Here is a 22,872-nt window from a genome sequence, read left to right as displayed (position 1 = left end):
AAAAGAGGAAATGCAGTTAAACTACATTTCCTCTTTTTCTTTATAGATCTCAAAGCAAGATTCTTTATCTATTCTCAACCGGACTCTTTCTTCCCTCCTCTGCCCGGCCAGGTTTACGAACAAGTTGAAATACAGTTGGCTGAAAGAAAGGTTGGAACGATCATAGGTTATATCAAATGTCCAAGTTCTACGGAAAGAATCGAAAGTAGCGAATGGTTGCTCACCTCCTTTACACATAAACACTTCCGGGAAAGACGTAGGCGGATAAGGCTGGAATAAGCCCGCTAATTGGGCATACACATAGTCAATCATCCATTCGTCTCCCGTCAAGGTCAATTCCCCTTTCAAGCGGAGTTTGATCGCATAACTGGCAGTCACGTCAGACGAGGTATAAACAGGGACTTGACTTTCTACCGGATAGTTACCGTCTTTATATCCAAGACTCATCGTTAGTTTAGACCGGCCGACGCCATTAAATCCATCTACTTCCTGATCCGCCGACTGATTTTTCAGGTTAATCATAAATGTCAGTTTACCGAGAGTCGGGTCACCCGGATATTGCGCAAGCGTGTCCAACACATAATCTTCGGTATTATAACTTCGGGCTATCAAATCTCCCTTTCCTGCCTCCAAAGCCGGACCGCCTCTTTCCACATCCACGTTGCCAACCGGATAATAAATAGCATCATTATCCCTAACGCAACCACTCAAACAAAACAGCAACACTGCCAAGCCTATTATCTTATTCATAATCACCTTACTTCTTGATTTTGCGGACAAAGATACATCTTTTTTATACCACCCTTGATTTATGTCAACCGTTTTTAGTATTTTTGCACACATCAAGACAGAAAAGACATGGATACACTATTAAGAGAGACTGTAAATGCTGTTGTCAATTCCCGCTTTCCGGAGATGAGTATAGAAGGAAGACGGCAGATAGAAAGCATACTGATTCGTGAAGAATTCCCCAAAGGAGCCATAGCGCTAAACGAAGGAGAAGTAGCCCACGAACTTGTTTTTGTAGGAAAAGGCATGCTTAGGCAGTACTATTACAAAAACGGGAAAGACGTGACCGAACATTTCTCATACGAAGGATGTATCGTGATGTGCATTGAAAGTTTTCTGAAACAAGTACCCACCCGGCTAATCGTAGAAACTCTTGAACCTTCCATTATTTACTTATTCCCCCGCGACATGATACAAAAATTAGCGAGGGAAAACTGGGAAATCAACATGTTCTATCAAAAGATATTGGAATACTCTTTAATTGTATCACAGGTTAAAGCAGACTCTTGGCGTTTCGAGTCCGCTCGCGAACGCTATAACCTCCTGCTCGAAACACATCCGGAAATCATCAAACGCGCGCCTCTGGCACACATCGCTTCCTATCTTCTGATGACACCGGAGACACTAAGCCGTGTACGCTCCGGTGTTCTATGATTTTAGCGGCTTTTCCGGTATTCTTTAGGAGACATACCGGTGTAATGCTTGAAATATTTCCCGAAGAAAGACTGGTTTGCAAAATTCAGCCGGTCGGCAATCTCCTGTATATTCATACTTGAAGAATTCAGGAGGGCTTTCGCTTCCAGAATCACCAACTCGTCAATCCACTCTCCCACCGTTTTTCCGCTGACTTCTTTCACGACTCCCGAAAGATGTTTCGGCGTCAGACACAGTTGGTCGGCATAATATTTTACGCTGCGTTCAGACTGGTAAGACTCCACCAGAGACTCATAAAAGCGTTCGAAGATATACTCTTTCCGGCTTTTATTCTTCATCGTAGTAGCGTTTGCAGGTGCATGATTAGTGAAAATAGTGCAAAGTTCGAAAAAGAACCCCTGCATCAGTCCCATTACCACTTCCCTACGATATAAAGCTTCCTTATTCCTCAACCGTTTCCTGATAAACGCGTGATACTCCTTCACCACCTCCTGCTCGTGCGGAGTGAGGTCGAAACACGGATAATCTTTCAGATAGAAAAACAAAGAAAGCACATTTCCGATCTTAGGCAACGTTTCCAGCAAGTTCTTCGACACAGCAAAGAAAATGCCTTTAAAATCGTGACTGAAATACCGCTGCTCGATAATCTGATTAGGCAATGCTATCACCATCAATCCGGGACACAATTGAAATTCACGCAAACTAATCTTAAAAGTACCGGTACCCTCCAGACAAAGCCCCACCGTCAACACTTCCAGTTTGGTAGGCCCGTTATACAACGATATAACGCTCTCCGTATCGAAAAGCGCTATATCATTATCAACAACATCAATGTTGTCGGCATCTATATGTTTAGAATGAACTACCGAAGAAATACCTACTTTCGGAACACTTTGAATATCCATACTCTCTCTTTTTTTGGCGACAAATATACCAGCATTTAATCAGATATACAAGCCAATCGGGAGCATTATCGGACATAATGAACACTTTTAGATACTTATCGAACAGACCGGAACAGATATTCATAATCACGTTTGGCAGCCGGCACCGTCCACTTTTCCGGGACAAACTTCCACTGATTGAGCGCTTTCGGGTTCATCGTTCCTTTCTCCTCAATGTAATTCATCAGGTAGAAACGGAGATCCTTATCCGTAGAGAAAATAATGCGGTCTTTCAACTTCTCCTGCGGGATGCCCGACCCTTTCGTCAGCAATTCTCCGCCTCCATTGCCACGGTAAGAATTCAAGGCCACCTTATATATCTTATCCATGCGGAAAGGAGAACCATCAGCCATGCTTGTAATCGTTATCTTCTCGCCCTGCGGTTTAGTGACATCCACCGTATAAATAATGCCCGAAGCCGAGTCGAAATTAAAACTATAATTCTGGAAAGACGCTCTATCCTCCGCACCTTCACGACGTTTCTCCTTGAACCAGAGCAGATGATCTTCCGGCGATTTCATCCGGTTCGTCCACATATAATAAGACATCTCCAAGAAATCCTTAATCTCCTTTCCGGACAGAGTCATCACATACAGCATGTTCTCATACTTATATAAATTGAACATATCACTCACAAATACATCCCCCTTCTTTATTTCCGAGTCAAACGAAAGCGGAGCGGCAAACGAGATGTCGGCACCGGTGATGTCGAGCTGCAAGGTATGTATCAGGTCGATAAAGGCAGAAGGGCCGAAGAAAGCAGAATGAGTGGAGATACTTTCGGTAAAAGTGCCGATCTTCTTCGAAACGAACTTCTGCACCGTTTCATATTGCGGGGCAAAACGCTTCATAAAGTCCTCGCTGATTCCGTAAGCCTCCGTTTCCGTCAAGACACCCTTGATGTCCTTGCTCTGCACCTTTCCATCTTTCAGTTTCAAGGTCACATCTACATTAGACAAAACAATCCCATTGCTGGCCGGATCGATAATCAATACCGAGTCTCCGGCAACATTCATCACCTTCTTACATTCGCGGGAATGATCGTGCCCCATCAATACGATATCGAATCCCGGCACATTCTTCGCTACGTTGAGAGAAGCGTTCTCGTTGTACTTGCCCGACATTTTGAAAGCCTCCTGTCCGGCATGAAATAAGCCGATCACCAAATCCGGGTTCTCTTTTTCACGGATAACCTTCATCCATTTGCGTGCCGTCTCTTCCATATCGTCAAAACGCAATCCTTTCCACAGATTTTCGGAGAGCCATGCAGGGATGGCAGGGGTAATCATTCCCAATACCACGATCTTCACGCCCTCACGTTCCAACACTTTGTAAGGAGCCAGATGGGGCTGTCCCGTAGATGTATCTATGATGTTGGCACCCAACACTGGGAAGTCACAAGTGGCGATCCAACGGTCGAAAACGGCACGTCCCGTTTCCACGTCATGGTTACCCATGTTGCCGGCATCATACTTCATATAATTCATCATTTCCGAGCAAAGATGGGGAGACACCGTATCTATATAATTATAGTAATAGGCAGTGGGCTGTCCCTGCAAAATATCGCCGTTATCCAGCAATATCAGATTCTCCTTATATTGTTCGCGCTCTTTCTGCACGAAAGAATAAACCCGTGCGAGACTCCCCTTCCATTCGTGGCGGGTTATAAAATTATAAGGATAATAATTGCCATGTACATCACTTGTTTCTACAATCTTCAGTTTCACCACCTTTTCCTGCGCCGCAACAGACAGAGCGAGGCAGAGAAGCAAGCCATAAATTAATACGATTCGTTTCATTCTTTTTCTATATTTAGATTTAACGGATGAGAGAATACAAACCGCGCCCCACCGGTATAGTCAGGGTCGATCCATATACTTCCTTTCCATTTGTGCACAATCAATTTACAGATAGACAATCCCAGTCCGGTACCCTGGGCATATTCATTCAGTTTCTCAAAACGCTCGAACACAAGTCCCTGTTTTTCTTTCGGGATGCCGCATCCGGTGTCCGTCACCGAGAAGACAGCCATTTGCGTTTCCTCGTTCACAGAAAAGTCCAATGTGATCTTACCGCGTTTCGTAAACTTGTTGGCGTTGGACAGCAGGTTAATCATCACTTGCTGCATACGCTGCACATCCGTCACCATCCGGAAAGATTCGAAAGAAGTGGTAAACAAGAACTGGTTTTCCGACGACTGCCGCGAAAAACTAACAGACGCTACCACCTGGCTGCACAACTGCACCACATCACATTCCTCCCAAGTCAGCGTCACCCGGTTGGCCTCCAGACGTGAAAGGTCGAGAATATCGTTAATCAGTCGAAGCAACAAATCCGAATTGGTTTTGATAATCTGATAATAAGACTGCTGTTCCTCCTCCGTGCTACCGCCAACGGCCAATACATCCGAGAATCCTACAATCGAATTCAACGGTGTCCGTATCTCATGGCTCATATTGGCAAGGAAAGCACTCTTCAGACGATTAGACTCTTCCGCCCTGTCTTTTGCTACGCGCAAGTCCTTCTCCGATTTCAGCAGCTCATCTTTCAGGCGTTTCGTACGGAAATAATAGAAGAGAGAGATGCACAAGCCGAGCACCAGTATCACAAACAAAGCACAGGCAGACCATATCTGATAAGTATATTGCTGATAGAACGAAACCGGCTGGTTGACAAGCTGCACTTTAAAAGGCAACACCGCCGGGTCCAGCCCCCATTCCTTCACCTTCCGGCTATCCAATACCGCTTTGCAGCCGATTACCGAAAGATGTTTCGCCGTATCCTGCGGGTGCGTATCCATCCGTACAGACTCCATAGCCATTTCTCCACCCACTTTCCGGTAGTCGGGCAACACCCCTCCTATCGCCCAATGACCGAGACTCACCGATGAAGGGGTAAAAGTCGGAATGGTAGGGGTAACTTCCATCATGGCATACGTGGCATTTCTCATGAAATACCCCTCGTTCATATCCACCCGCCACGTTCCTACCAGGATCACCGTGTTTTCGGGCAGTTGCCTCAACTCCTCAACGATGGTATAAATAGAATGTTTCCGTCCATCCATCAGAATCAAATCCAGATCGGGGAATTTCTTCATTTCTTTTCGCACCAATGCTTGCATGGTCACTCCGCCATACGTGTTGTCCGAAATAAAGGCAATGTGTTTCGTTTTCGGATAGAAGGCTTGAATCATCTGAATATTACCCTCTATATCATATTGGTTGATAAATCCCGATTTGAGTTCGGGGATATTCAGATGGTCATCGAAGAGATCGACTGATTCGGGCATCCAGCTATCCAGGCTTTCCACGGTATCTTCCGGCAATATCACCACGTTGCTACTGGCCAGACTGCACATCACGGGCACTTTCACCTGCATTTCATCCCGCTGCGACAAATAAGCGGCCCATGCTTCCTGACCTAACAAGATAATCTGCGCCGGATGCTTTTCCCCTTGATATTTAGCAAGAATCTGTGTCATCATTTTGCTCCATAGCGGAGCTTCCGAGAAGCTTTTACAGTTCATATTCTCGATGATGATGTCGCGCTGTCCTCCCAACTTACTATATTCATCCATATAATCGGAAATAGTGACCGATGTTTGGTGCGCTGCCGGATTATAAGAACAGATAATCAGAATAGGTTTCTTATCGTTAGAGACAGCCAAGACCTTCGATGACTGCAGGAGCCAAAGAAAACAGATAAAAAAATATCCAAGACGTCCCAGCATAATAATGCAGTTTTGATGTGTTAATTCATTAATTGAGTTGCAAATATAGTAAAACTTGTCGGGTTTAACAGATTTATATGTATTTTTGTCGCTCATTTACTGTCAAAAAATACAAATTATGGAATTATTTCACAAGATGATTTCCGGATTTCTGGGCATACCGGAAAGACAAATAAGCAGCACGCTCCATCTTTTGGGCGAAGGTGCTACGATTCCTTTCATCAGCCGATACCGCAAAGAAGCCACTGGCGGGCTGGATGAGGTGCAAATAGAGCAGATCAAAGAGCAACACGATAAGTTGTGCGACATAGCCAAACGGAAAGAAACGATTCTCGGCACCATCACCGAACAGGGCAAACTGACTGCGGAACTGGAGAAACGCATCAACGACACCTGGAACCCGACGGAACTGGAAGATATATACCTCCCTTACAAACCCAAACGGAAGACACGTGCCGAAGTGGCCCGCCAGAAAGGGCTGGAGCCGCTTGCCACCATCCTGCTGTTGCAACGGGAAAACAACCTTAGCGCCAAAGCTGCTTCCTTTGTAAAAGGTGAAGTGAAAGATGTGGAAGACGCGCTGAAAGGTGCGCGTGACATTATCGCGGAGCAGGTGAACGAAGACGAGCGTGCCCGCAACGCGGTACGTAACCAGTTTGGGCGACAGGCAGAGATTACGGCCAAACTAGTCAAAGGAAAAGAGGAAGAAGCAGCGAAATACCGCGATTATTTCGATTTCTCCGAGCCACTGAAACGTTGCACGTCCCACCGTCTGCTCGCCATCCGCCGGGCAGAGTCGGAAGGGTTGCTGAAAGTGTCTATCAATCCCGACGACGAGGCCTGCATCGAACGTTTGGAACGCCAATTCGTACGTGGCAACAACGAATGTAGCCGGCAAGTGGGCGAAGCCACGACGGATGCTTACAAACGGTTGCTCAAGCCTTCCATTGAGACAGAATTTGCCGCCCAATCCAAAGAGAAAGCCGACGATGAAGCAATTTGCGTATTCACCGAAAACCTCCGCCAACTTCTTCTCGCTCCGCCATTGGGACAAAAACGGGTGCTCGCCATCGACCCCGGATTCCGTACCGGATGTAAGGTGGTTTGTCTCGACGCACAAGGCAATCTGTTGCATAATGAGAATATCTATCCGCATCCTCCGATCAACAAGACCGGCGAGGCTGCTTCGAAACTTCGCAAGATGATTGAGGCCTACCAGATAGAAGCCATCTCCATCGGCAACGGAACGGCAAGCCGGGAGACGGAAGATTTCATCAACAGTCAGAGTTTCGACCGTCAGATACCCGTGTTTGTAGTCAGCGAGCAGGGGGCTTCCATTTATTCGGCTTCCAAAATTGCTCGTGACGAGTTTCCGGATTACGACGTAACGGTGCGTGGGGCAGTCTCCATCGGACGCCGCCTGATGGATCCGTTGGCAGAGTTGGTGAAGATAGATCCAAAGTCTATCGGCGTGGGTCAATACCAACACGATGTAGACCAGACGAAGCTGAAGAAAGCACTCGATCAGACGGTAGAGAATTGCGTGAACCTGGTCGGGGTAAATCTCAATACGGCAAGCAGTCATCTGCTCACCTATATATCCGGTCTGGGCCCCCAACTGGCACAGAACATTGTCAATTACCGGGCGGAGAACGGAGCTTTCGGTTCGCGGAAAGAACTGATGAAAGTGCCGCGCATGGGCGCCAAAGCCTTCGAGCAATGCGCCGGATTTCTTCGCATCCCCGGAGCTAAAAATCCGTTGGATCATACCGCCGTGCATCCGGAAAGTTACCACATCGTAGAGCAAATGGCCAAAGACCTGAAATGCACCATCGACGAGTTGATAGCCGACAAGGAACTTCGCCGGAAGATCAATATTTCCGACTACATCACTCCTACCGTCGGCCTGCCTACCTTACAGGACATTCTGCAGGAGCTCGACAAGCCGGGACGTGACCCGCGCAAGGCTATCAAAGTCTTTGAGTTCGACAAGAACGTACGCACCATAGCCGATTTGCGCGAAGGGATGATTCTTCCGGGCATTGTAGGCAATATCACCAATTTCGGGGCGTTTGTCGATATAGGAATTAAGGAGAACGGCCTTGTACACCTTTCTCAATTAGCGGAACGGTTCATTTCCGACCCGACAGAAGTGGTGTCCATCCATCAGCACGTCATGGTGAGGGTGATGAATGTAGATTATGACCGGAAACGGATTCAACTTAGCATGATCGGGGTACCGCAAGACTGATTGCTTCTCTTTTCTCTCCCCACCACACGATCAGAATCGTAAATACAATCATAAGTACTGTGCAAATGAGCGAGCCTTCAAAACCGAAGGCTCCGCCATTCAGTACGTTTTCTTCGGGCATACGCAAAGTCAGCATACTGGTGGTGAAGTTGTTTCCGCTTACCTGATAACCGAGGATGGGGCCTTGAATCCAATTCCAGAAAAGATGGAGCGAGATAGGGAAACACAGGTTCCGCGTATATAGATAGGAAGCTCCCAGCAGCATACCTGCCAGCAACAGGTTGAGCATGGGCAGGAAAGCTATTTCGGGATTGAAGATGTGCATAAAGGCGAATAACGCTGCCGAGATGAAAAGCGCCAGGAATTTATTCATGGTGGTATGCAATAGGCGTCCGAGGATATAGCCGCGCATCAGTATTTCTTCGAACAAGGCGACCAGCAGGAAAAACACCCACGAGCCCAGCAGATCCAACGGCTTGAACTGGAAACCGGTGACTTCTATCTCTCCCAAAACGAACGAGATTCCGAAGCCGAACAGATAGAGCAGGATTGCCATCAGGAAGCCATACCACAGTCCCTTGACGTGTCCTTTTAAGGAGAGCCCCAAATCAGAAAACGGACGGCGTTCGAAGCGGAGCATAGGAATGGCGGCGGTTAGAACGGCGAGCAGCATACTGGCTTCGAGGATAATGTATCCCATCACTCCCGGATGGCGGGCTTCCACACCCAACACCAACGACAAACATCCGCGGGCCAGCGTACCATACAATCCAAGAAGGATGAAAAGTATCACAATAAACAGCGGGATACAAGCCCACACAGGAAGTCTTTTGGGTTCTTTGCCCCCAGCAATGTTGTCTGCCTCCATTTTTACAATTTGTTAATCCGGCTACAAAATTAGATATAAAACATAAAAAAACATCATGTATTCTCTATTTTTCCTATATTTGTCAGAACAAATCTACAAAATTATGAAAATAAAACTACTATTGATAAGTTTCTTATTGGCCGCTAATGCGTTAGGAGTAGCCGCCCAAGTGAGTAAAACGTATTATGTGAGTAAGCCCGGTACGCTGATTTCCATGATGACTGAAGAGGAAGCCAACAGTGTCACCCATCTCACACTGACCGGCAAACTGAACGCGGAGGACTTCCGCCATCTCCGTGACGAATTTGATAATCTGAAAGTATTGGATATTTCGAACGCTGAAATCAAGATGTACAGCGGAAAAGCGGGCACTTATCCCAACGGGAAATTCTATATTTATATGCCGAACTTCATTCCTGCATACGCATTCTCGAATGTGGTGGACGGAGTGACCAAAGGCAAAGCCACGCTGGAGAAAGTGATTCTTTCGGAGAAAACAAAGAATATCGAAGATGCCGCCTTCAAAGGTTGCGAGAACCTGAAAATCTGCCAGATCCGCAAGAAGACAGCTCCCAACCTGTTGCCGGAAGCGTTGGCAGACAGCGTTACCGCTATCTTCGTCCCCCTGGGCAGCAGCGACTCTTACCGCTACAAGGACAGATGGCAGAACTTTGCGTTTATCGAGGGGGAACCGGTAGAGACTACCCTGCAAGTGGGCGCCATGGGCAAACTGGAAGAAGAGATCCTGAAAGCGGGACTGCAACCCAGAGACATCAACTTCCTGACCGTTGAGGGCAAGCTGGATAACGCCGACTTCAAACTGATCCGCGATTATATGCCGAATCTCGTCTCTGTCGATATTTCCAGAACGAACGCAACGGCTATCCCCGACTTCACTTTCGCACAGAAGAAGTATCTACTGAATATGAAATTACCTCATAATCTGAAATCTATCGGACAGCGTGTATTTAGCAACTGCGGTCGCCTTTGCGGTACGTTGGAGCTGCCGGCCAGTGTGACGGCTATCGAGTTCGGTGCTTTTATGGGATGCGATAATCTCCGCTATGTGTTGGCTACCGGAAATAAGATTACGACGCTGGGAGATAATTTATTCGGGGAGGAAGTTCCGAGTAAGTTGGTTTATAAGAAATAAATATACGATTTATTTTATGAGTAAAAAAATAGAGAGGGTGAAATAGAAAACCTATGCACCCTCTCTCAAATAAACTAATCCTCTGTTTCTTACAGACTCATCGCATTGGCTCCAAATACGCCTGCTACTGCTGACGCCACCGCGATGACTACTTTCAAAATCATATCCCAAAGGGATTTCTTACTTGCCATAACTCTACACACCTCCTTTCCGAACTCTTTAAATGATTCATTACTTCCTATGACCTGCGCACTAGGTGTCTGGTTGGACACATATCGTTGTTGTCCGGTCGAGAATTAAGATGTCGTGCAGCGGTAACCCCAAATTCCGCTTTCACCTCAAAACACGGACACGCCTTGATCCACTCTTCCGGTTCAATCTCCCCGTTTCCGTTGCGGTCGGGACTTAAATCCCGGTGACCGCACACCCGGCTACCGGGAAAAGTCTCAAGCAATTGATGTACCAGCAGTTTGAGTGCCGCCCGTTGTTCCGGTGTCCGCGTGTCTGCCGGACAACCGTGGGCATCCAAACCGCCTTCGTAGCAGATACCGACACTGTTCGAATTGAATCCTTTCACGTGCGCACCGATACGTTCAATCGGTCGGGTGAGATGCACTGTTCCATCCTTGCGGATGTAGTAGTGATAACCTGTTCCGTTAAATCCACGCCGACGGTGTTGCATCTCCAAGTCATCCAGGGTGAGAGAACGGTCGGCACGGGTGGCGGAACAGTGGATCACGATCAAATCAATCTTTCTCATCATAGTGCCACTATTTTTCTTATCAGTTGTAAACATTATCTGCACTCTACGAATTAAGCTGCCGGATCCGGAGCTTCACCGCTACCTCCACCGGAGTCTCCGCCACCTTCATCACCGGGATCTTCACCATCGGTTTTCTTTTTCTTGGGCGCGTCGAGATCCAGAAACTCGATTTTCTCACCGGCACGGGTAGACGTCAGATTAGGACGGACACTGCTCGAAGGACGGAAATTGATGTTCACCGTCTTGATGTTCTTCATCGTACACTCATCTTTCGTGTCCACTCCCCGCGTGGTAGCGGAAAGGCTGAATACACCAAAATCATGGATATTGACGGATTTACCGTCGAACAGCGCCGTACGCATCGCTTCTACGAGATTAGTCAGCACACTCTGAATGTCACCCAGCGACAGGGAACTTTTCTCTTTCATCGTGTAAGCAAGTTTATCCAGGTCTACACTCTGTCCCTGCGTCACAAGTTGCGGATGATACTTCACCACCCCATCAACCTTTCTCGGGTCTTTACGACCCATTCTTTTAAATGGTATTGCCATGATAAATTAAAAATTGAGAATTAATAATTGAAAAATAAATATTACAGATTGCGGTTGTCGCAATCAATATCGGAAGAGAGGAACGAGCTCTGTTTCTTTTTCTTTCGATACCTCAAAGGTAGTGTATTATAAGGGGATGGAATGACGTACTTTGTCTTACTTTGACCTAGTTTGTCTTACTTTCATTCAGAATGTATTTACTTTTATTCAGAGTGATTTTATTTGACTTATATACTTGGACAAGCGGGAGATTTTCCGTATATTTGGAATACGATAAAATTAATTTTCCGAAGATATGAAAGCAGAAAAAGAAGAGATAGCAGAGGAGCCGTTTGTCATACGTCCGTATTTGAAATCGGAGCTGGCACATTTATATAATCCGTATGTACCGTTGGTGTATGCCATGCGAAAAATGAGGGAGTGGATCAGAAATAACAAGGAATTATATGACGCAATGTATAGCGGCGGCGAAGGAAAAAACGACCACGCTTATAGTGCAAGGCAGGTGCGGCTCATCGTGAGGTATCTTGATGAGCCATGAATCTCTTTAGGGCAAGTGCTGATTAGCTATAACGAAAATAAAATTAGCTATAATGAAATCGAGATTAGCTATAATGAAATCAGAATTAGCTATAATGAAATCAAGATTAGCTATAATGAAATCAAGATTAGCTATAATGAAAACAAAAGCGGTTATGGGAGTATTCTGTCCAATATCTGTTTTATAATGCCAGCCCTGCAACCGTGCCCTGTCGATATTATGATGGGACGCGGTGTAATATATGGTATCTTGAGGACAAACAGGCTGTGTGTTTTCTTATTGAATGCTGTTAGTTTTCTTATTTAATAATGTACACGTGCGCAGGCGCGAGAGAATATTCTTTTTATATAGAAAAAGCGTGTAATTGAGGTGGAGGGGTTCCACCTCAATTACACGCTTTTTCCATCAAATAAAATATATAAAGAGAATAAAAAGTATAAGTAAACGATAGGAACAAAATAAAATGTACCTTTGCGTCTTTTTAGACCAACATTTTTTAACACTAGTCAAATAACACTTAAAATCATGAGAAAAAAGACATTTTTTCCGAAGGCTTCGTTTACCAGAACAAACAGGCTGTAACACTCGAAAAGGGAGAATTTCCCCAAGTATCCCCGTTTATCACGCAAATGCTTGGCACTGTCAACAATTTGTATACCAACAGAATAGAGGTAAGTCCAGGCGACCGCAAGAAGTTTCTCCTCCCCTTTGTCCATCTCTGTTATGACCATGACTCTGTTTTTAACATTAAAAGCCCCAAATACTTTGCAGAGTTGTTGTTTATGGCTGTTGATTTCAAGAAATCGGATGATTCGGACGAATCATTAAGCGTGGAAGAGATTGATTATGAGATACAAAGAATGAAAAGAACGCTTCTTGAGGATTAACACGAAAGAACCGACTGTTAAAAAACTGCTTTTTGAGTACCAAAAGCAGTTTTTTTATTCTACATGAAAAGCCGTCCTTTGCAGTGTGTTAATATTGACACGACTTACATTCATATCAATAATTAAAATGGAAAATATCTCAATAACGACATACAGGGGATTATCACTTGTATCAGGAAGTATCAGTATCCGGCAAATGTTCGAATTTATCCGGGGGGATGTCTACCGGGACAGAATCCGGAGACTTCGGGAAGCAATGGATGCAGGAGAAACGGTGAAAGCAGACCACATGAAGAAGCAACTGCCCTACTGCACCATCACGGCTACTTACGCCAAGGAAAGGCTGGCTTACAGTCTGGACAAGTATCAGGACATCATCACGCTCGACTGTGACGATATGCCGGCAGAAAAGATCCCGGAATTCCGCCAACTAGTGAACGATTGCCCCGACACGCTAGGCAGCTTCGTCAGCCCCCGGATGCACGGGCTGAAGATCTTCGTCTACCCCACCAGCAATGAAGCGGAAGCCTTACGCACCGAACTGAACGCATTGGGAACCGTAGACTTCCTCACCCTCGAACGCTACCACCACCGCATGTACGCCCTGGCAAGCAGCCAATATGAAAAGCTGCTCAATACCAAAGTAGACACCAGCGGAAGCGACCCGGGACGCGGATTCTTCGTGTCGCACGATCCGGACGCCTTCCTCTCTACCGAACGACTGGAAAACGTGAAGCCGCTGACCGTAAAAGTGACACTGCCCACTGAAGAAGAATGTAAAAACAAGAAGCGCAAAAATCCGGGAAAACGATCCCCGCTCCTCCCCGTGCAGGAGAATGCGTCGCCCATCGACCTGCAAGTGCAACTCGACTTCCGCAAGGCGCTGGAGTACACCAAACGCAAAGAACGTCTCGAGATAGGCAACCGGGACAATTTCTTCTATTGTCTCGGCAATCAGTGTTACCACCGCCATATCACGGAAGAGGAAGCCGTCAGTCTGGCACACAGTCATTTCGGCGACCTACCCGACTTCGACCTCGAACTGCCCTTGCACAATGCCTACCAATACACCTCAAAGACCGATCAGGCGGAAGAAGAAAGCCAACAACCGAGAATATGCCAAGTCATCAAATTTATGGACGAACACTACGAAATCAGGAGAAACGTGGTGAAAGAGCAAATCGAGTTCCGGAAAATAATACCTGATCTCCCTAAAACAGAGCAGCCGCCTTTCAGTACATTGCGCACAAAGGATGTCAACACATTCTATATCAACGCACAGATGAAGAAGATATACAGTTCGCAAGCTAATTTGAAAGCACTGGTAGACTCGGACTATGCAAAGCCGTTCAACCCGTTTATCCATTATTTCACCTCACTCCAGACATGGGACGGGAAAACAGACCACATCGGCCAACTGACAAAAACAGTGAAAGCGGCAGACCAGGCTTTTTTTGAAGACAGCTTCCGCCGCTGGCTGGTGGGAATGGTAGCATGTGCCATCGACGACGAAGCGCAAAACCACCAGTTGATGCTGCTCCACGGCGCACAGGGAAAAGGCAAGAGTACTTTTGTCCGCCATCTCCTCCCACCGGAGCTGAAGGATTATTATCGCAACGGCATGATTAGTCCCGACAACAAAGACCATCTCCTGCAAATGTCGTCCTGCCTGCTCATCAATCTGGATGAGTTTGATACACTCTCTCCCGCACGCATGCAGGAGTTGAAAAGTCTCATCACGCAAGATGTAATGAACGAACGGAAGGTTTACGACATCCAAAATTATACGTTCATCCGCCGCGCATCATTCATCGCCAGCACCAACAACCCGCACTGTCTGCCGGACATCGGCGAGAACAGGCGCATCCTGTTCAATACGTTGCTGGAAATAGATTATCACACGCCTGTCAACCATCAGGGGATATATGCACAAGCATACGCACTCTACCGGCAGGGGTTTCAATATTGGTATGAGAACCAGGAGATTACGTTTCTCAACAACCGCAATGAGGCGTTCCGCCAAAAAGATCCGTTAGAGGAGAATCTTTTCTTCTATTTCCGGCCAGCCAGACCAAACGATATACAAGCAAAATGGTATCCTGCCTCCCAGCTGCTGTCAATATTGAGCATGAACGGGCGCACACAAGCCAACGCACAGATGAAACAAATGCTGGTCACGGTATTGGAAAACAACCATTTCCACTCACGGAAGACCTCCAACAACATCACGGAATATTGGGTGGTGGAGTATTCGGCCGAAGAGCGCAAAGAAAATTCAATACGCCCGCAACTCCCGGTGCAGACGGGGTTGGAGTTGTAGTTTTCCCGCGAAATGGCAGTTTTCCCACGGATAGTCGTTTTTCCACAAAATAGCTTTTTTGCTCCGGATAGTCGTTTTTGCACGAAATAACAGATAAACGGATAAATTAGTGGCATTAAACGTGTCACATTCATCCGTTTTCCGTATATTTGCTCGATATGAATGATGAATAAAGAAAGGAATCGCAATATGATGAAGCAAATACCATACGGATTGACGGATTTCGGTCGCATCCAAAAAGAAAACTATTATTATGTAGATAAGACGATGTTTATCGAAAAGATAGAAATGCAACCGTCTTATCTGTTCCTGATCCGTCCCCGGCGCTTCGGGAAAAGTCTGACGCTGGCAATGCTGGAGGCTTATTATGACGTTCGGTATGCCGACCAGTTCGACGAATTGTTCGGCCATCTGTATATCGGGCAGCATCCTACGCCGATACATAACCAGTTTCTCATCATGAGATTCAATTTCTCGGAGGTGAGCTCGAATATCAATGAGGTGGAGGAATCTTTCCGGTTGCATTGTTGCGGGAAACTAAGACATTTTCTGCAAAAGTACGAACATATTTTGGGAAAGGAAATCTGGAACGTGCTGAACGAAGAAACGCTCGAAGAACCGGGAGCACTGCTATCCGCCATCAATTCGTATGCCACCCTCAAGGGAGACATCAAAATCTACCTCCTGATTGATGAATACGATAATTTCACGAATACCATTCTTTCTACTTACGGCACGGACTTATATCGAAAAGCGACGCATGGTGAAGGGTATATCCGCAGGTTTTTCAATGTAATCAAAGCCGCCACGACGGGAATGGGTTCTGCCGTCAACCGTTTGTTCATCACGGGAGTAAGCCCGGTGACGATGGACGACGTGACAAGCGGATTCAACATCGGAACGAATATCACCACCGACCCGTGGTTTAACGACCTTGTAGGTTTCAGCGAGAAGGAATTGCGCGAGATGCTGACGTATTATAAGGAACAAGGCGCTCTCCCGATGTCGGTAGACGATGCGGTGACAATGATGAAGCCTAACTATGACAATTATTGCTTCAGTAAAAATAAATTAGCAGATTGTATGTTCAACTCGGACATGGTGCTCTACTGCATGAAGTCATTGATATTGCACGGAGTAAAACCGGACGAGATTGTAGATCCCAATATCCGTACGGACTTTAACAAGCTTGCCTACCTTGTCCGTCTCGACCATGGACTGGGCGAAAACTTCTCCGTCATCAAGGAGATTGCAGAGCAAGGCGAGATAGTGACTGAAATAGTCACCCATTTCTCCGCACTGGAAATGACGGACGTGGGCAACTTCAAATCTCTGCTGTTCTATTTCGGACTGCTTTCTATCAAGGGGGTGGATATGATGGGGCGTCCCATCCTGCACATTCCCAATCTGGTGGTTCGCGAACAGCTATTCAATTTCCTGATTCAGGGATATGCCCGTCATGACATCTTCAAGCTCGACGTAAACCGCTTGCGCACTCTGTTTGAGAATATGTCCTTCAAAGGAGACTGGAAACCGTTGTTCGAATTTCTAGCAGAGGCCATTCGGGAACAGAGCCGGATAAGGGAGTACATAGAAGGGGAAGCTCATATCAAAGGATTCCTCCTCGCCTATCTAAGTATGTTCCGCTATTATCAACTATATCCGGAATATGAGATGAATAAGGGTTTTGCCGATTTCTTCTTTAAGCCCAGTCCGGCGGCACCTGTATCTCCACCGTACACGTATCTATTGGAGGTGAAGTATGCGAAAGCAGGAGCGTCGGAGAAAGAGATACGCGCACTTGCCGATGATGCACGGGAACAGTTGATTCGCTATAGCAAGGATGAATGTGTGGCAGAAGCTCGTGAGAAAGGGGGATTGAAACTGGCAACGATCGTATGGCGCAGTTGGGAATTGGTGCTGATGGAAGAGGTATAATAAAGTACTTGTCACATCACAAACACCGATTTAGGTATGCACTCACCTCCACATCTGATATTGGGCTAAATAAATAATCTCATCAGAACAGGTGAATGGAATCCTATCTATAAAAATCAAGCGCGGATTACACGAATTGCACGATTTCTTTAAAATCAGAAACGTGTTATCCGTGTAATTCGCGCCTAAGTTTTATACGATGGCTACGACATCCAAGACGGGGAATTACTTATCCCCGTACATCTTCGCTCTCAATTCCTTGATGTGATCGGACGTGATATATTCGTCATACTCCATCATCTTGTCGATGATACCGTTCGGTGTCAGTTCGATGATGCGGTTGGCAACCGTCTGGATAAACTCGTGGTCATGAGAAGAGAAAAGGATGTTTCCCCTGTACGTCTTCAGGTTGTTGTTGAATGCCTGGATAGATTCCAAATCCAAGTGGTTGGTCGGAGTGTCCAGAATCAGACAGTTCGCATTGCGGAGCTGCATACGGGCAATCATACAACGCATCTTCTCGCCTCCGGAGAGTACGCTTACTTTCTTCAACACCTCTTCGCCGGAGAAAAGCATACGACCGAGGAAACCTTTCATATACACTTCGTTTCCTTCGCCAAACTGGCTCAACCAGTCCACCAGGTTGAGGTCGGTATTGAAGAAATCGGTATTATCCAGCGGCAGGTAAGCAGTGGTAATGGTTACCCCCCAGTTGAAGGTACCGGCATCCGGCTTCATGTTTCCGTTGATGATTTCGAAGAACGCAGTCATCGCACGCGGGTTGCGCGACAGGAATACCACTTTGTCACCTTTCTCTACGTTGAAGTTGACGTCGTTGAAAAGCACTACGCCTTCTTCCGTCTTCTTGCTCAATCCGGAAACTTCCAGAATCTGGTTGCCCGGCTCGCGTTCGGGAGTGAAGATAATGCCCGGATACTTACGTGAAGAAGGTTTGATTTCTTCTACGTTCAGTTTCTCCAACATCTTCTTACGGCTCGTGGTCTGCTTGCTCTTCGCTACGTTGGCGCTGAAACGGCGGATAAATTCTTCCAACTCTTTCTTCTTCTCTTCAGCCTTCGCCTTCTGGTTCTGCTGCTGACGAAGAGCCAACTGGCTGGATTCGTACCAGAAACTATAGTTACCGGCAAACATATTGATTTTTCCGTAGTCGATGTCTACGGTGTGCGTACATACAGAATCGAGGAAGTGACGGTCGTGGCTCACTACCAATACGGTATGCTCGAAGTTGGAGAGATACTCTTCCAACCAAGTCACTGTCTCCATATCCAAGTCATTGGTAGGCTCATCGAGCAAGAGGTTGTCCGGATTTCCGTACAATGCCTGCGCCAGCATGACACGCACTTTTTCCTTACCGCTCAACTCACCCATCAATACGTAATGCTTATCTTCTTTCACGCCCAGTCCGCTCAACAGCATGGCTGCGTCGCTTTCCGCATTCCATCCGTCCAACTCGGCAAATTTCTCTTCCAACTCGGATACTTTCAGTCCGTCTTCATCTGTGAAATCTTCTTTCGCATACAATTCTTCGCGTTGCTTCATGATGTCCCACAACACAGTATGCCCCATCATCACAGTATCCATAACGGTATAAGAGTCCCACTTAAAGTGGTCCTGGCTCAACACCGAAAGGCGTTCGCCCGGTCCGAGCGCAATGGTACCCGTTGTCGGGTCCAAATCTCCGTAAATCGTACGAAGGAAGGTAGATTTTCCCGCACCGTTAGCACCAATAATACCATAACAATTACCACTCGTAAACTTCAAGTTTACGTCATTAAACAACACTCTTTTACCAAACTGTACCGAAACGTTCGAAACTGTAATCATCTTCTTTATTTACTATTTTACTAGTTACTATTTTACTATTTCGTTAGTTACTATTTTAGTATTAACTATTTTAGCGTGCAAAGTTAGACATTTAAAATGAATTATGAGCTATCTGATATGTGCCAATCTGACATAAAAGTGTTACCTTTGCTGCGTTTTTTGGCAAAACAGCCAACTTGGCAAAGTTTTTGCAGACAAAATCAATGACATCCGGTCAGCCCGGTATGTTTATTGGCGTTATTCTACCAAGTAAGATAACGTGTGTGTTAAATAGTAAATAGCAACTAGTAAAATAGTAAATACCAAGATGGATCCGAAAGAAAAAAAAGTGAAGGAAGAAGAACTGAACGTTGAGGAAACTCAAAACCATGCGGAAGAACAACCGCAAAACGAACAAGCGGAGGACGCCACTCCCCTGACTCATGAAGAAGAGTTGGAAAAAGAACTGGAAAAGGCCCAAGAGGAGATTGAAGAGCAGAAGGATAAATACCTGCGCTTGTCTGCCGAATTTGACAACTACCGGAAACGCACCATGAAGGAAAAGGCCGAACTGATTCTGAACGGTGGCGAAAAGAGCCTTAGCAGCATTCTTCCGGTGGTGGACGACTTCGAACGTGCCATCAAAACAATGGAAACGGCAACAGATGTCAATGCCGTAAAAGAAGGAGTAGAACTGATTTACAATAAATTTATGGCTGTCCTGGCACAAAACGGTGTGAAAGTCATCGAAACAAAAGACCAACCACTGGACACTGATTACCATGAAGCCATCGCGGTAATCCCCGCACCGTCGGAAGCACAGAAAGGTAAGATTCTGGACTGTGTGCAAACGGGATATACACTGAACGACAAAGTGCTCCGCCACGCTAAAGTGGTAGTAGGAGAATGAAAAGAATTATGAATTATGATTTATGATTTATGGCTGCACTATCCTACTGCAGAGTAAATCATAAATCATAAATCAAAAATCATAAATCAATAAATGGGCATGGCAGAAAAAAGAGACTATTACGAAATATTGGAGGTGACGAAGACAGCCACAGTAGAAGAAATAAAGAAAGCATACCGTAAGAAAGCAATTCAGTATCACCCCGACAAGAATCCGGGCGACAAGGAGGCTGAAGAGAAATTTAAGGAGGCGGCCGAGGCATACGACGTGTTGAGCAATCCGGAGAAGCGTTCGCGTTACGATCAGTTCGGTCATGCGGGAGTGAGCGGTGCGGCAGGCAATGGCGGTCCGTTCGGTGGTTTCGGTGGCGAGGGAATGTCGATGGATGACATCTTCTCTATGTTTGGCGACATCTTCGGTGGCCGCGGCGGCGGTTTCGGGGGAGGCTTCGGAGGATTCAGCGGATTTGGCGGCGGTGGCGGTTCACAGCAACGTCGGTATCGCGGCAGTGACCTCCGTGTGAAAGTGAAGCTGACGTTGAAGGAAATCTCTACCGGAGTAGAAAAGAAATTTAAACTCAAAAAATATGTGCCGTGCGACCAGTGTCATGGCACGGGTGCCGAGGGTGACGGCGGATCGGAGACTTGTCCTACTTGTAAGGGTAGCGGATCGGTGATCCGTAACCAGCAGACCATTCTGGGCACGATGCAGACTCGCGTCACTTGTTCTACGTGTGGCGGCGAGGGAAAGATTATCAAGAATAAATGTAAGAAGTGTGGTGGCGACGGAATCGTTTACGGCGAGGAAGTGGTAACCGTGAAAATCCCTGCCGGAGTGGCAGAAGGTATGCAGCTCTCTATGGGCGGCAAAGGAAATGCCGGCAAGCACAACGGTGTGGCAGGCGACTTATTGATCCTCGTTGAGGAAGAACCGCATCAGGACTTGATTCGCGACGAGAATGATTTGATTTATAATCTGTTGCTTAGTTTCCCGACGGCTGCACTGGGCGGTGCTGTGGAAATTCCGACAATCGACGGCAAAGTGAAAGTGAAGATTGATTCGGGTACTCAACCGGGTAAAGTGCTTCGCTTGCGTGGCAAGGGATTGCCGAATGTAAACGGGTACGGTACGGGAGATTTGCTGGTCAATATCAGTATCTATGTGCCGGAAGCTCTCAACAAGGAGGAAAAGAACACGCTCGAAAAGATGGAAGCTTCAGACAATTTCAAACCTAACACGTCGGTAAAAGAGAAGATTTTCAAGAAATTCAAGAGTTTCTTCGATTAGTCTTTTTGCTATCATATTATCATATATAAGGTATAAGTGGGCTGCAATCTTTTTGTGGCCCACTTTTTTTATGATATTCTCTAAATAGACTCCCTCTCGCACAATCTTTTCATATAGTTTACCTAAATAAGGCGCAATATAGGGCTATCCTAAAAAAAATGGCATATATTTGTATAACAAACAAATAGATCGGCATAAAATAATTATCAACACTTTAAAATTCAAATTATAAAAAACGAATTTATCAAAGAAACATTATTTAGTCGCTCCATAAAAAAACAATAACTGTTTAACTAAACTATATATTTAAAGAATGGCAGAACCTTTTAAAAACATGTTTAACGAGCAATTTTTCGATCTGTTTACGAAAGATTTGAAACTTGTTATCGACGATTTTGATGCTTGCGAGTTTGTATCTCAAGTGATGGACGATGAATGGGAAGGCAGGGAACTTAAACAACGTTGCATGCACATCACAACGGTGCTAAGAAAGTTTTTACCGGCAGATTACAAAGAGGCGATCGCTAAGATACTTGAATTGTTGGATCATATAAAAAAGACACGGCCTGATTTCTCGGTGATAGACGACACGAAGTTTGGTTTGACTTTAGAGTATGGGGGGATTCTGGATAATTATGTCGAACAATATGGACTGGACGATTACGAAACTTCTGTCAAGGCGATAGAGAAAATCACGCAGTTCACAAGTTGCGAGCTTGTGGCTCATTCTTTTATTATCAAATATCCGGATCAGATGATGAAACAGATGTTGGTTTGGTCGAAACACGAACATTGGGGAGTCAGGCGGCTTGCGTCAGAAGGTTGTCGTCCGCGTCTTCCCTGGGCGATGGCGTTGCCGAACCTGAAAGAGAATCCTGCGCCTATCATTCCTATTCTGGAAAATCTTAAAAATGATCCGGCAAGATTTGTGCGGTTGAGCGTTGCCAATAATTTGAATGATATCGCGAAAGATAATCCCGAAATCGTCATTGATTTAGTGAAGAAATGGAAGGGAGAATCGAAAGAGGTGGATTGGATTATTAAACACGGTTGCCGGACGCTCTTAAAACAAGGCAATCCGGAGGTGATGGAGTTGTTTGGCTTCAACTCTACTATCAGCAATATCTGTGTGGAGGATTTCCAAATTTCAAGCCCGGAAGTGAAAGTCGGGGATTCGTTGGAGGTTAGTTTTAAACTGTTGAACAAGAACGATCAAACAACCAAGATACGACTCGAATATGGAATCTATTACCAAAAAGCAAATGGAACGTTGACGAAAAAAGTGCATAAAATCAGCGAGAAAGAATATGCCGGGAACTCGACCACGCGAATCACCCGAAAACATTCTTTCCGGGTGGTTACAACGAGGAAGCTCCATCTCGGACTTCATCAAATTGCTATGATTATCAACGGGAATGAACTTGAAAAATATAGTTTTGAGTTGATTGAATAATAACTGCTG

General features: G+C 45.9%; 19 protein-coding genes. 10 read left to right on the top strand and 9 right to left on the bottom strand.

The window, feature by feature from the left end:
• Positions 1-21 precede the first annotated feature (21 nt).
• On the bottom strand, positions 22-843 hold the full coding sequence (locus HMPREF0106_RS17800; RefSeq protein ID WP_009039392.1) for a DUF3845 domain-containing protein: 822 nt from the start codon (positions 841-843) through the stop codon (positions 22-24).
• A gap of 15 nt (positions 844-858) precedes the next feature.
• Between HMPREF0106_RS17800 and HMPREF0106_RS17805 the strand changes: the two genes are divergently transcribed.
• Positions 859-1,443: a Crp/Fnr family transcriptional regulator gene (locus HMPREF0106_RS17805; protein ID WP_004316331.1), complete on the top strand. Its 585-nt coding sequence runs from the start codon at positions 859-861 to the stop codon at positions 1,441-1,443.
• A 2-nt stretch (positions 1,444-1,445) separates the two neighbouring features.
• Here HMPREF0106_RS17805 and HMPREF0106_RS17810 read toward each other — a convergent pair whose 3' ends face one another.
• The 3 genes from HMPREF0106_RS17810 to HMPREF0106_RS17820 form a co-directional block, all read right to left on the bottom strand.
• On the bottom strand, positions 1,446-2,348 hold the full coding sequence (locus HMPREF0106_RS17810; protein WP_008022062.1) for a helix-turn-helix domain-containing protein: 903 nt from the start codon (positions 2,346-2,348) through the stop codon (positions 1,446-1,448).
• A 95-nt stretch (positions 2,349-2,443) separates the two neighbouring features.
• A complete protein-coding gene (locus HMPREF0106_RS17815; RefSeq protein ID WP_009039391.1) occupies positions 2,444-4,186 on the bottom strand; it encodes a bifunctional metallophosphatase/5'-nucleotidase in 1,743 nt (580 codons plus the stop codon).
• Positions 4,183-6,117 carry a sensor histidine kinase gene (locus tag HMPREF0106_RS17820; RefSeq protein WP_032851129.1) on the bottom strand — a complete coding sequence of 645 codons (1,935 nt, stop codon included), beginning with the start codon at positions 6,115-6,117 and terminating at the stop codon, positions 4,183-4,185. The genes HMPREF0106_RS17815 and HMPREF0106_RS17820 overlap by 4 nt, the downstream gene beginning before the upstream one ends.
• Positions 6,118-6,235: 118 nt before the next feature.
• Here HMPREF0106_RS17820 and HMPREF0106_RS17825 point away from each other — a divergent pair, with 118 nt between their 5' ends.
• A complete protein-coding gene (locus tag HMPREF0106_RS17825; RefSeq protein WP_009039389.1) occupies positions 6,236-8,368 on the top strand; it encodes a Tex family protein in 2,133 nt (710 codons plus the stop codon).
• Here HMPREF0106_RS17825 and HMPREF0106_RS17830 read toward each other — a convergent pair.
• Positions 8,340-9,236, bottom strand: coding sequence for a CPBP family intramembrane glutamic endopeptidase (locus HMPREF0106_RS17830; RefSeq protein WP_009039388.1), 897 nt, complete (start codon positions 9,234-9,236; stop codon positions 8,340-8,342). The genes HMPREF0106_RS17825 and HMPREF0106_RS17830 overlap by 29 nt on opposite strands.
• Positions 9,237-9,339: 103 nt before the next feature.
• Between HMPREF0106_RS17830 and HMPREF0106_RS17835 the strand changes: the two genes are divergently transcribed.
• Positions 9,340-10,389: a leucine-rich repeat domain-containing protein gene (locus tag HMPREF0106_RS17835; RefSeq protein WP_032851162.1), complete on the top strand. Its 1,050-nt coding sequence runs from the start codon at positions 9,340-9,342 to the stop codon at positions 10,387-10,389.
• A gap of 89 nt (positions 10,390-10,478) precedes the next feature.
• Here the strand turns inward: HMPREF0106_RS17835 and HMPREF0106_RS26985 are convergent, their stop codons facing one another.
• The 3 genes from HMPREF0106_RS26985 to HMPREF0106_RS17845 are packed head-to-tail and all read right to left on the bottom strand — an operon-like array spanning position 10,479 to position 11,703.
• Complete coding sequence (locus HMPREF0106_RS26985) at positions 10,479-10,580, bottom strand: smalltalk protein (protein WP_151433306.1); 102 nt, start codon at positions 10,578-10,580, stop codon at positions 10,479-10,481.
• A 47-nt stretch (positions 10,581-10,627) separates the two neighbouring features.
• Positions 10,628-11,152: an N-acetylmuramoyl-L-alanine amidase gene (locus HMPREF0106_RS17840; protein ID WP_009039385.1), complete on the bottom strand. Its 525-nt coding sequence runs from the start codon at positions 11,150-11,152 to the stop codon at positions 10,628-10,630.
• 50 nt (positions 11,153-11,202) lie between these two features.
• Positions 11,203-11,703: an HU family DNA-binding protein gene (locus HMPREF0106_RS17845; protein ID WP_008644168.1), complete on the bottom strand. Its 501-nt coding sequence runs from the start codon at positions 11,701-11,703 to the stop codon at positions 11,203-11,205.
• A gap of 295 nt (positions 11,704-11,998) precedes the next feature.
• Between HMPREF0106_RS17845 and HMPREF0106_RS17850 the strand changes: the two genes are divergently transcribed.
• From HMPREF0106_RS17850 to HMPREF0106_RS17865, 4 genes are all read left to right on the top strand, one after another.
• Positions 11,999-12,244, top strand: a complete 246-nt coding sequence (locus tag HMPREF0106_RS17850; protein ID WP_004297879.1) for a DUF4248 domain-containing protein — start codon at positions 11,999-12,001, stop codon at positions 12,242-12,244.
• Positions 12,245-12,894: 650 nt separating this feature from the next.
• Positions 12,895-13,131, top strand: a complete 237-nt coding sequence (locus HMPREF0106_RS27395; protein WP_165861459.1) for a hypothetical protein — start codon at positions 12,895-12,897, stop codon at positions 13,129-13,131.
• A 127-nt stretch (positions 13,132-13,258) separates the two neighbouring features.
• Positions 13,259-15,451 (top strand): VapE domain-containing protein, encoded by a 2,193-nt coding sequence (locus tag HMPREF0106_RS17860; RefSeq protein ID WP_032851128.1) that lies wholly within the window; start codon positions 13,259-13,261, stop codon positions 15,449-15,451.
• A gap of 189 nt (positions 15,452-15,640) precedes the next feature.
• Positions 15,641-17,389, top strand: a complete 1,749-nt coding sequence (locus HMPREF0106_RS17865; protein ID WP_009039380.1) for an ATP-binding protein — start codon at positions 15,641-15,643, stop codon at positions 17,387-17,389.
• 225 nt (positions 17,390-17,614) lie between these two features.
• On the opposite strand, the gene HMPREF0106_RS17870 is transcribed toward HMPREF0106_RS17865, so the two are convergent.
• Positions 17,615-19,234, bottom strand: coding sequence for an ABC-F family ATP-binding cassette domain-containing protein (locus HMPREF0106_RS17870; RefSeq protein WP_004315798.1), 1,620 nt, complete (start codon positions 19,232-19,234; stop codon positions 17,615-17,617).
• A gap of 307 nt (positions 19,235-19,541) precedes the next feature.
• On the opposite strand from HMPREF0106_RS17870, the gene HMPREF0106_RS17875 reads away from it, so the two are divergent.
• The 3 genes from HMPREF0106_RS17875 to HMPREF0106_RS17885 all read left to right on the top strand — a co-directional run bounded on the left by HMPREF0106_RS17875 (position 19,542) and on the right by HMPREF0106_RS17885 (position 22,863).
• Positions 19,542-20,123 carry a nucleotide exchange factor GrpE gene (locus HMPREF0106_RS17875; protein ID WP_004315797.1) on the top strand — a complete coding sequence of 194 codons (582 nt, stop codon included), beginning with the start codon at positions 19,542-19,544 and terminating at the stop codon, positions 20,121-20,123.
• 99 nt (positions 20,124-20,222) lie between these two features.
• Positions 20,223-21,410, top strand: a complete 1,188-nt coding sequence (gene dnaJ / locus HMPREF0106_RS17880; RefSeq protein ID WP_008022049.1) for a molecular chaperone DnaJ — start codon at positions 20,223-20,225, stop codon at positions 21,408-21,410.
• A 313-nt stretch (positions 21,411-21,723) separates the two neighbouring features.
• Positions 21,724-22,863, top strand: a complete 1,140-nt coding sequence (locus HMPREF0106_RS17885; protein ID WP_009039379.1) for a DNA alkylation repair protein — start codon at positions 21,724-21,726, stop codon at positions 22,861-22,863.
• The last annotated feature ends 9 nt before the right edge of the window (positions 22,864-22,872 follow it).

The sequence above is a fragment of the Bacteroides sp. D22 genome, assembly GCF_000163675.1.
GTDB lineage: Bacteria > Bacteroidota > Bacteroidia > Bacteroidales > Bacteroidaceae > Bacteroides > Bacteroides xylanisolvens.
This window is presented reverse-complemented; position numbering and strand designations above follow the sequence as displayed.